At 36.8% G+C, this 11317-nt stretch carries 6 protein-coding genes; 2 read left to right on the top strand and 4 right to left on the bottom strand.

The genetic code is table 11. The annotated features are described in order from the left end of the window. Both IUY40_RS18740 and IUY40_RS18735 read right to left on the bottom strand, forming a co-directional pair. Positions 1-6258: Calx-beta domain-containing protein (locus IUY40_RS18740; protein ID WP_195738391.1), on the bottom strand; the 6258-nt coding region annotated here is incomplete at its 3' end. 731 nt (positions 6259-6989) lie between these two features. Continuing rightward, positions 6990-7187: a hypothetical protein gene (locus IUY40_RS18735; protein WP_195738390.1), complete on the bottom strand. Its 198-nt coding sequence runs from the start codon at positions 7185-7187 to the stop codon at positions 6990-6992. A 295-nt stretch (positions 7188-7482) separates the two neighbouring features. Between IUY40_RS18735 and IUY40_RS18730 the strand changes: the two genes are divergently transcribed. Continuing rightward, a complete protein-coding gene (locus IUY40_RS18730) occupies positions 7483-7824 on the top strand; it encodes a hypothetical protein (RefSeq protein WP_195738389.1) in 342 nt (113 codons plus the stop codon). Positions 7825-7925: 101 nt separating this feature from the next. On the opposite strand, the gene IUY40_RS18725 is transcribed toward IUY40_RS18730, so the two are convergent. Then, positions 7926-8126 carry a hypothetical protein gene (locus tag IUY40_RS18725; RefSeq protein WP_195738388.1) on the bottom strand — a complete coding sequence of 67 codons (201 nt, stop codon included), beginning with the start codon at positions 8124-8126 and terminating at the stop codon, positions 7926-7928. A 61-nt stretch (positions 8127-8187) separates the two neighbouring features. Between IUY40_RS18725 and IUY40_RS18720 the strand changes: the two genes are divergently transcribed. Continuing rightward, complete coding sequence (locus IUY40_RS18720) at positions 8188-8850, top strand: S24 family peptidase (protein WP_195738387.1); 663 nt, start codon at positions 8188-8190, stop codon at positions 8848-8850. A 150-nt stretch (positions 8851-9000) separates the two neighbouring features. Here the strand turns inward: IUY40_RS18720 and IUY40_RS18715 are convergent. Continuing rightward, positions 9001-11317: Calx-beta domain-containing protein (locus IUY40_RS18715; RefSeq protein ID WP_195738386.1), on the bottom strand; the 2317-nt coding region annotated here is incomplete at its 5' end.

Raw genomic sequence — 11317 nt, 5'->3', positions numbered from 1 at the left:
GGCGCCTCCTGTTAAAATTACAGTCTCTTCACCCTCTATAACAGTATCTGTCTTTGCATCTATAACAATGGCTGCAAAATTATTACCTGCTGCTATCGTTCCTGTTCCAGTCAATGCTGTATAGTCATCGCCACTAGTTGCTGTACCACCAACTGCATAGTTGAATGTTATACCGCTCGTAGCTGTAATCCCTTGTGGCAAACTTACTTTTAGCGTTGTCGAGCTGCCCTCTGCTATCTTTTCTGTTGTTTGACTAAAACTTAACTTCTTATCCGATGCTGGATTAGAATCTGTTATAGTTACCGTAGCACTATTGGCTGCTCTATTCCAGGTAAATCCTGCTGTTGCAACTCCCGTTATAATAATCGTTTCGTTTGCTTCTAACAAATTATCATTTTTAGTAGCTATCGTTATTTCTGCCGTACCTGAACCCGCAGGAATCGTTGCCGTGCCTGTTAAAGTATCATAGTCGGCACCATTTATGGCTGTACTAGAAACAGCTATCTCATATTTTATATCCGTTGGACTCGCCACAGCAATTCCTTCTGGTAAACTTACCATCAGAATAGTACTTTCTCCTTCTGCTACATTTGTTGTAATTGGAGAAAAGCTCAATACTTTCTTTGCAGGATCATTTCCAGTTGCATCCTTAATGGTTATCGTTGCTACATTGTCACTTCCCCATGTAAATCCTGCTGTAATTGCTCCTGTTATAACTACCGTTTCGTCTGGTTCTATCAAATTATCATTTTTAGCAGCTATCATTATTTCTGTCGTACCTGAACCTGCAGGAATCGTTACCGAACCTGTTAAAGCGGTATAGTCCGAACCACTAGTAGCTGTACCTGATACCGTATAGTTTACAGTCAGTGGATACCCTAGCGTGACTCCTGTTGGCAAATCTAAACTTATACCAGTATTTCCTCCTTCTGCAACATTTGCTGTAGTTGGAGAAAAGTTTAATACTGTATTTGCCACATCAGTTACATCTGTAATAGTTACTGTAGCCGAATTGGCAGTAGGATCCCAGGTAAAACCAGTCATATCTGTATATGTTCTTATATCGCCTCCTGTTACGATTACAGTCTCATCAAGTTCTATAACAAAATCCGTTAATGCTTCAACAACAATATCTACTGAATTATCACCATTTAGTATCATTCCACTTCCGTTCAACCATCTATAGTCGTTACCAGAACTTCCACCACTACTAGTTGCTGTACCACCAAGTGTATAATCAAAATAAATAACACTTTGCGCTGTAATGCCTTCTGGCAAACTTACCGTTAGCGTTGTCGAGCTGCCCTCTGCTATCTTTTTTGTTGTTTGACTAAAACGTAACACCTTATCCGATGATGGATTAGTATCTATTATCGTTGCTGTAGCACTATTGGCTGCTCTATTCCAGGTAAATCCTGCTGTAGGTGCTCCTTGTATATATATATATTCGTCATATTCGATAATAGCATCTCTTAAAGCAGTCACTTCTATTTTTGCCGTACCCGAACCTGCAGGAATCGTTGCCGTGCCTGTTAAAAGAGCGTAATCTGTACCATTTATGGCTGAACCTGATACCTGATACTTTATATCCACTGGACTCGTCACTATAACTCTTTCTGGTAAATTTATCTCTATAGTAGTACTTTCTCCTTCTGCAACATTTGCTAAATATGGAGTCATACTCAATACTTTCTTAGCTATATCATCCTTAATGGTAATTGTAACTTCATTGTCACTTCCCCAGGTAAATCCTGGGACAGTTCCTCCTGTTATAATTACCGTTTCGTCTGGTTCTATCAGATTATCAGGTAGAGCAGCTACCCTTATCGTTGCAGAACGTGAACGCACAGGAATCGTTACCGAACCTGTTAAAGCGGTATAGTCCGTATCACTTGTGGCTGTACCTGATATCGTATAGTTTACAGTCAGTGGATACCCTAGCGTAACTCCTTCTGGTAAACTCACTTTTATATCAGTACTTCTTCCTTCTGCAACAGCTGCTGTAGTTGGAGAAAAGTACAATACTTTGTCTACCGGATCAGTTACATCTGTAATGGTAACGGTAGCCTCTTTGGCTGCATTATCCCAGGTAAATCCAGTTATATCTGAATCTGTTGTTATATCGCCTCCTGTTAAGATTACAGTCTCATCAAGTTCTATAACTAAATCCGTTAATGTTTCAACCACAATATCTACTGAATTGTTACCTGCTGATATATATTCATTAATATTCATCAAGCTCATATAGTCATCGCCACCAAGTACATTACCCCCCCTTGCTGTACCACCAATTGTATAATCAAAATAAATATGCTCTACCGCTGTAATGCCTTCTGGCAAACTTACCGTTATCGTTGTCGAGCTGCCTTCTGCTACATTTTCTGTTGTTGGGCTAAAGCGTAATACCTTAGCAGTTGAATCTTTTATGGTTACCGTAGCAGTATTGGCTGTAGGACTCCAGATAAATCCTGCTGTAGCAGCTCCTACTATAAATACCGTTTCGTCATATTCGATAATAGCATCTCTTAAAGCAGTCACTTCTATTTTTGCCGTACCTGAACCTGCAGGAATCGTTGCCGTGCCTGTTAAAAGAGCGTAATCTGTACCATTTATGGCTAGACCATATACATCATACTTTATATCCACTGGAGTCCCCACAGTAATCCCTTCTGGTAAACTTACTGTCAAAGTAGTCTTTTCTCCTTCTGCAACACTTGCTGTAAGTGGAGAGATACTTAATACTTTATTTACTGGATTAGTTACATCAATAATAGTTACTGTAGCTACATTGGCGCTTCCCCAGGTAAATCCTGCTGTATCGTATCCTGTTATAATTACCGTTTCATCAGATTCGATAATAGCGTCACTTAAAGAAGCTACTTCTATCATTGCGAAACCTGAACCCGCCTCAATCGTTACCGAACCTGTTAATTTTTTATAGTCGGTATCACTTGTAGCTGTACCAGCTATCGTGTAATTTACTGTCAGTGACTCCTCTAGAGTAACTCCTGTTGGTAAACTCACCTTGATACTAGTACTTAATCCTTCTGTAACATCAGCTTTAGTTGGAGAAAAATTCAATACTTTCTTTGCCGGATCTGTTACATCTGTAATGGTTACTATCGCCTCTTTAGCTGTAGCATCCCAAGTAAACCCAGTCAATGAATCTCCTACTATACCTCCTCCTGTTACGATTACAGTCTCGTCACCCTCTATAACAGCATCTGTTAATGCAGCAACAACAATATCTACTGAATTGTTACCTGCTAGTATCGTTCCTGTTCCTGTTAATCGCGTATAGTCTTTACCACTAGTTGCTGTACCTCCAACTGCATAGTAGAATCTAATATCGCTCGTAGTTGTAATCCCTTCTGGCAAACTTACTTTTAGCCTTGTCGAGCTGCCCTCTGCTATCTTTTCGGTTGTTGAGCTAAAGCGTAATACCTTATCCGATGCTGGGTTAGCATCTTTTATGGTTACCGTAGCACTATTCTCTAAGTTACTCCATAAAAATCCTGCTGTAGTAACTCCTTTTATAAGTATCGTTTCGTCTGCTTCTAACAAATTATCATTTTTAGCAGCTATCGTTATTTCTGTCGTACCTGAACCTGCAGGAATCGTTGCTATGCCTGTTAAAGCGGTATAGTCGGCATCATTTGTGGCTGAACCAGCTATCGAATAGTTTATATCTACTGAACTCGCCACAGTAAATCCCTCTGGTAAACTTAGCTGTATCGTAGTACTATCCCCTTCTGTAACATTTGCTGTAATTGGAGAAAAGCGCAATATTCTGTTTACTACATCAGTTGCATCCTTAATAGTTACTGTGGCTACATTGTTGCTTCCCCAGGTAAATCCTGTTAATGGGTCTCCTGTTATAATTACCGTTTCGTCTGGTTCTATCAAATTATCGGTTAGAGTAGCTACTTTTATTTCTGCGGAACTTGCACCCTCCTCAATCGTTACCGAACCTGATAAAGTGGTATAGTCAATGCCATTTGTAGCTGTACCTGATAGCGTGTAGTTTACAACCAGTGGATACCCCATAGTAGTTACTCCTGTAGATAAATTTGGTACTCTTACGTATATATTACTACTAAATCCCTCTTTAACACTTACTGCATTTGTAGAAAAGTCCAATACTTTATTTGCAGGATTAGATGCATCTGTAATGACAACTGTAGCCTCATTGGCTGCATAATCCCAGCTAAATCCAGTTAACCTTGAAGTTATATCACCACCTCCTGTTACGATTGCAGTCTCATCAAGTTCTATAACAGAATCCGTTAACGCACGAAGACCAATCTCTATAAAGTTTTTACCCGCTGGTATTTCTCCTCTTCCTGTTCTTATTAATCCATCATAGTCACGATTAACAGTTGCCGTGCCACTTAGTGTAAAGCTGAAGCCAATCTTTTCTGTCGTTGTAATCCCTTCTGGCAAACTCACTTTTAGCATTGTCGTGTTGCCCTCTGATACCACTACTTTTGCCGGACTAAAACGTAGTATTTTATCCGATGGTAAACTGGAATCTGTTATGGTTATTGTGGTAGCATTAGCTGCGCTGCTAGTCCATGTTGCACCACTTGCAGATGTCACTGATGTTCCTTTTAATATAACAGTCTCATCCAATTCTAAAACACTATCTGATAGTGCCTGTATATTAATAGCTACTGAATTTTGACCTGCCGGAATCGTTACAGTATTTGCAATAGTCGTATAATCTGTCCCATTTATGGCTGTTCCTGTTATAGAAAATTTAGCAACTGTATCGGTATCCAAAGTAATATCTGAAGGAAATCCTACTGTAACAATTTGGCTTCTTCCCTCTGCGATTGTAGCAACAGTAGGAGTAAAACGCAATGCAATCGACTCCGGATTGGTATCAACAGCCAATGTAAAATAATCTTTGTCGTTGAAATCTACATCGCAGGCCCAATAAGTCGTTGTACCCGAAGTAAACTTCTTTAAGGGGATATATTCATCTGATTTATCAAAAATCTCATCAGTCGAACGTACCAAAAAAAATCTTTTATATGGTCTTTCGCTATAAGGAATAGCAAATTTTACCGTACCAACAGTACCTGTTTCCTGAATTTGCCAAGTTTTTTCATGACGCTTGTTTGCCGGACCAGAATCAGCAGGCATCCAGATATTAAAACCACCCCCACGATTGTTATCTGCCCAAAACATAAAACTCCTATCCGCCTCAAAAGCTGCTAGATTACCGGCATTAGTTGGTGCTATTGTTGTTAATCCCATCGTTATATTAAAACCAAGATTTTCCTTTTCATTTACAGACCGACTCTGTTTCTGATTCAAAGCACTCAAATCATCCCTGCCAATACCAGCTTGGCTAAATACATACCTACTCGAACCAATATTGCTATTAGCCAAAGCCGAAGACCATATTTTATTAGAACCTGAGTCCACGATAAAATTTATGTATTTAAGATCTTTACTAGTAACAATCCCATATTTAATCATTAAATAAGAATCTATCCGTAACATTTCCTCATCTGATAGGCGTTTTTGATAAGCAATAACTTCCTGTATATAACCATCATATGGTTGATCCTGTTGCGAACCTAATACCGCACCTTTAGCACTATGTATAGCCTCATTTTCATCTCTTGCTTGTAATTCCCAATATCCGCTCTGATCTAGTTTGCACCATTTTTTTGCGTACTTATCTGTCCACCAAGAAACTCCATGTATGAAGGATTCTCCTATTTTGTAGTTATAATAACTATTACCAATATAGCTCATATTATCTTCTTGAAAAAGAGAACCAAGTCTACTATCCTCCCCTATAGCAGGCTTGTTCGCATTAGCACCTGGATCAACTCCTATGGGAGCATCACCAAGACCAAATACCAACCGCTTCCCAGAAGTTGTTCTATTGTCTACCACATACAAAGCTCCATCTGTAATGTTTGCATCAAAAGGAGCTTCTGTTGCTACTTTACTACGCATAAAATTGCTACCATTAAAATTAACAGCAGGATGGAAATTAAACTTCGCTTCTGCCGCAGCAATAGTCGGCTGTACCGAAGCATTTTTTTGATCAAAATCATTCGGAATTGCTATTCCTGATTGATCCCCCCAATTGGTTACATTGCCACCCGAAGTAGTAATTCCTACTTCAGGTCTTAACCAAATACGCAGCCCATCAGTTACTCCTCCTGGACCCGTTTGAGCAAATCCTGCAACACTAAAGAATAATACAAATAGGTAAATTAGTAGTTTTTGTTTCATTATTATTATTATTTTAAATTGAATAAACACAAGTGCTTTATCTGTCTCCTACATTTTGGATGCCATATACTACGCTTCAAAATTTTCTGAATCTGAAATATGATAGCCTACAAATACTTCGCAGTAGGTGTTAAATACTTTGCTACCTGTGTTGTTTTTACTTTATCGTTTTCGTCTTTGCACTAGTAATTCAGTTTAGTTCCATCAGAATACTATAATGAATCTCTAAGGCTTGGTAATATTTATTTTTTTGGGAATTGTACTGTTTAAAATGTCTTTAATAGCATTTAAAAACTGATGCATTAGCGATATATTCTTTACTGTTTTTTCGGACAAAGCATCGTCATTATCGGGGGGATAATCACTAAAATAGATGCCAGTCTGCTCATCAGCACAGCTATAATTTGTAAAGATTAAATGTATTCCTTTTGGTTTTGGTCAATAAATTCCTCTACTCTGCTTTGAGGGTTAAGCTATAAGCCCTTAAATACAACAAAAGCCTTGTTTCTTTTTATCTTCTTTGGTGTGTTTTGAGTTACCACGTTAGAATAATGATTTGTGCGTATTATATAGCACCAAATCCTCATAGCGCAATTTTGCAGGTACCGATACTATGTAGTTATAGTATTGAATACATTTTAAACAGTGTTTAAATGGCTTTTATTTATTTTACTGAGTGCTCAAAAAGGAAAAGTGTGGCACAATAAATACTTTTAGGATTGTTTTTATTTTCATAACTTATTAACTAAATTGATTAATTGCTTCTTTAGTACTTTATAATCAGCCTGAACTTCAGTTGCTTTATCACTATCACTAAATCCTTTTACGCAAACTCTGACATATTGCTCAGTTATACCATGTTTTTCTGCTAATATTTTTAATATAACAGCATTACTGGCACTTCTTTGTTTTTTCCTATCTTTGCCCATTTTGTGTACTTATTTCGTTATACTAAACAAATATAGTACACATTTTACGACTGAAAAAAAATTAAAGTTACTTTTTTGTGACAATAATTCCTATACTAATTATAAACTACTGTAAATAAGTTAGTTATTGAGATATATAGCTTTTGCAAAAGATGGCAATTTTACGCGTTTTCTAGGTATAAAACACAATGTACTATCTAATTAGTATAGTCAAGGCACTATGAACTACGATCTAATTGTCCAAAAGTGTGATGGTATAAATACAAATTAGCTTTTAACAGAAAAAGGAAATGTATTGAAGCAGGATGTGCAAACTAATTTCACTCAACTTTCTAAACCAATTGATACAATTAATGTTGGTATACCATTAGTAGATGCCACAGCTATTGAAGGTTTTGGTAATAATACATTTTCAATAGAAAACAGAGATGTTAAAGAATTTTATACCATTCCTAAATTCAAAATAAAAAAAATAGTCTTTACAACTGAGGCTGAAGGGAGTAGTATGTATCTTAAATACAGTAGTATCGATATTGTAGCTTGCACAATTATAAAAGAAAGTTCTTTTATACAATGGAATAAAGCACATGTAATAGCTATTACAGTATTGAATACATTTAAAACAGTGTTTAAATGACTTTTATTTGTTTTACTAAGTGCTCAAAAAGGAAAAGTATAGGATTCTAAATACTTTTAGGATTCTTTTTATTTTCATAGCTTATTAACTAAATTGATTAATTACTTCTTTAGCACTTTATAATCAGCCTGAATTTCGGTTGCTTTATCACTATCACTAAATCCTTTTACGCAAACTCTAACATATTGCTCAGTTATACCATGTTTTTCTGCTACTCTTTTTAATATGACAGCATCACTGGCACTTCTTTGTTTTTTCCTATCTTTGCCCATTTCGTGTGCTTGTTTCGTTATAGCAAACAAATAAAATACACGTTTTACGACTAAAAAAAATTAAAGTTGCTTTTTGTGACAATAATTCCATATGAAAGATAAATCAGTAGTACTAAGAGAGTTGCAAAAACATTTAGGTTTTGCAAAAGATGGCGATTTTGCGCGTTTTCTGGGTATAAAACATAACACACTATCTAATTGGTATAGTCGAGGTACTATGGATTATGATCTAATTATTCAAAAGTGTGACAATATAAATGCAAATTGGCTTTTAACAGGAAAAGGAGACATATTGAAGCAGGATGTGCAAACTAATTTTACTCAACTTCCTAAACCAATTGACACGATTAATGTTGGCATACCATTAGTAGATGCCACAGCTATTGAAGGTTTTGGTAATAATACATTTTCAATAGAAAACAGAGATGTTAAAGAATTTTATGCCATTCCTAAATTCAAAACAAAAAAAATAGACTTTATGATTGAGGTTGAAGGGAGTAGTATGTATCCTAAATACAGTAGTGGCGATATTGTAGCTTGCACAATTATCAAAGAAAGTTCTTTTATACAATGGAATAAAGCACATGTAATAGCTACTAAAGAGCAGGGCATCATCTTAAAACGCATAAAAAAAGGGAGCCATGAGGAGAACCTATGCATGACATCAGATAATGTAAATTATGACTCTTTCGAAATACCAAAGAATGAAATAAAAGGTATTGCGTTAGTGGTTGGGGTAATCCGCTTAGAATGATTTAAAATAAAAAAAGCTATAGAATAAGGGGAGTTTTTTTGGCTCCTAATTCCTTTTCTACAGCTAGTTTAAAAAATTAAAATGTATCGTTTTTTTTTATAAATAGATTACTGATAGTGTAAAAACACTACCAGTAATCTTATCTATTTTTTACCTTTTTAGAACTAAAAACCCTTTGTATTGGTGTTCAATTCCTTTATGAGAAATCGTTATAAAATAGAAATAGGTTCCATCATCTAAATCTTTCCCACTATTTCGTCCATCAAAGTATGTCGATTGATTATCATAGCCTCTAGCGCTGAAAACTTCTATACCTCGACGATCCACAATAGTAACGGTATTGTCTTTGTATTTTTCTATGTTTCTAATGGTAAAGTAATCGTTTATACCATCTCCATTAGCCGAAACTACATTTGCAATTTCTAGCAAGTCATTTTTAACAATAACAGCACCTGACTCTAATGTAAAGCTATACGTTGCAGTATCAAAAATTAAGTTATTTACACTACCTGTTATTTCAACACGCTCATTGTTCTTTCTTTTATTTCCAGCTCGTACTTCAAATTCTGCTGAATTTTGACCTGCAGGAATGATTACAAAATTGTCCATACTTAAGTCACTAAAAGAGCTAAATGTGTTATCTAGATTGACATAAATAGCTTCACTTAAAGTTACTCCGCTTGGTAAACTAGCGGTCAGGATTACCAATGGATCCTCTAAATAAATTGTTTCTGTAGAAAGACTCACTATTCTATTGTTTGCCTCTTCACGATTTAAATCAATTATCGTTACTAAGGCTTCCTTAGCAGCGGCATCCCAAGTAAACCCTGCTGTAGCAGCTCCTGTTATTAGTACCGTTTCGTTCGGCTCAATAACACCATCCTCTAAGGCTTCTATATTAATTACTCCTGAAATTTGACCTGCAGGAATAGTTACCTTTCCGCTCAACGCCGTATAATCGGTACCATTTGTTGCTGTTCCTGATAGGGTATAATTTACAACAAAATCAGTTGCGGTACTTACCCCTCTTGGCAAGCTTACCGTCAGAGTAGTACTTTCTCCTTCTTTAATATTTGCTGTTGCAGGTGAGATACTCAATACTTTATTTTCCGAATCAGTTACGTCCGTAATAGTTATCGTAGCTAAATTGTCACTTCCCCACGTAAATCCTGCTGTAGTGCTACCTGTTATAAGTACCGTTTCGTCAGATTCAATAATAGTATCACTTAAAGCAACTACTTCTATCGTTGCAGAACGCGAACCCTTAGCAATGGTTACCGAACCTGTTAATCCTTCATAGTCCGCACCATTTGTGGCTGTACTAGAATCAGATATGATATAGTTTACAGTCAGTGGATACCCCATAGTATATCCTTCTGGGAAACTGACTTTTACATTAGTACTTGATCCTTCTGCTACATTTGCTGTAATTGGAGAAAAGTTTAATACTTTATTTGCCTCATCTGTTACATCTGTAATAGTTACTGTAGCCTCCTTGGCTGCACCATCCCAGCTAAATCCAGTTAATGAACCTGCTGTTATAACACCTCCTGTTAAAATTACAGTCTCATCACGCTCTATAACTTTATCCGTAATTGTAGAAACAATAATCTCTGCAAAATTTTTACCTGCTGGTATCGTTCCGCTAGATTGTGCAGATTTGTGGCCATTAGTTACCGTATCACTAACTGCATCGTCGGATGCAAATCCGTCCAATAATACATAGTCGTCATCAAGACCAAGAGTTGCATCACCACCAAGTGCATAGCTGAATGTAATATCTTTCGTAGCAGTAATGTCTTTTGGTAAACTTACTGTTATCGTTGTAAAACTGCCCTCTGCTACATTTTCTGTTGCTGGACTAAAACGCAATACCTTATCCGATAACGGATTAGAATCTGTTATAGTTACTGTAGCAGTATTGGCTGTAGCACTCCAAGTAAATCCTGCTGTAGCAGCTCCAGTTATGACTATTGTTTCTTCTCCTTCTAACAGATTATCATTTTTAGCATCTATCGTTATTTCTGCCGTACCTGAACCTGCAGGAATCGTTGCCACACCTGTTAAAGTGGTATAATCAACACCCTCCGTAGCCGTACCAGATATCCTATAGTTTAAATTCACTGGACTCGTCACAGTAATTCCTTCTGGCAAACGCACCAACAAAACAGTACTTTCTCCTTCTCTAACACTTGCTGCAACCTTTGCTTTACTCGGAGAAAAGCTAAATACTTTCTTTGTCGGATCAGTCGCATCCGTAATAGCTACCGTAGCTACATTGTCGCTTCCCCAAGTAAATCCTGCTGTAATTGCTCCTGTTATAACTACCGTTTCGTCTGGTTCTATCAAATTATCATTTTTAGCAGCTATTTCTATCGTTGCATAACTTGAACCCGCAGGAATCGTTACCGAACCTGTTAAAGCAGTATAATCAGTATCATTTGCGGCTGTACCTGATAGTTTATAA

It is taken from the genome of Flavobacterium sp. ALJ2, assembly GCF_015594725.1.
Lineage (GTDB): Bacteria > Bacteroidota > Bacteroidia > Flavobacteriales > Flavobacteriaceae > Flavobacterium.
The sequence above is the reverse complement of the archived record's forward strand: the minus strand, read 5'-3'. Positions and strand labels throughout refer to the sequence as shown.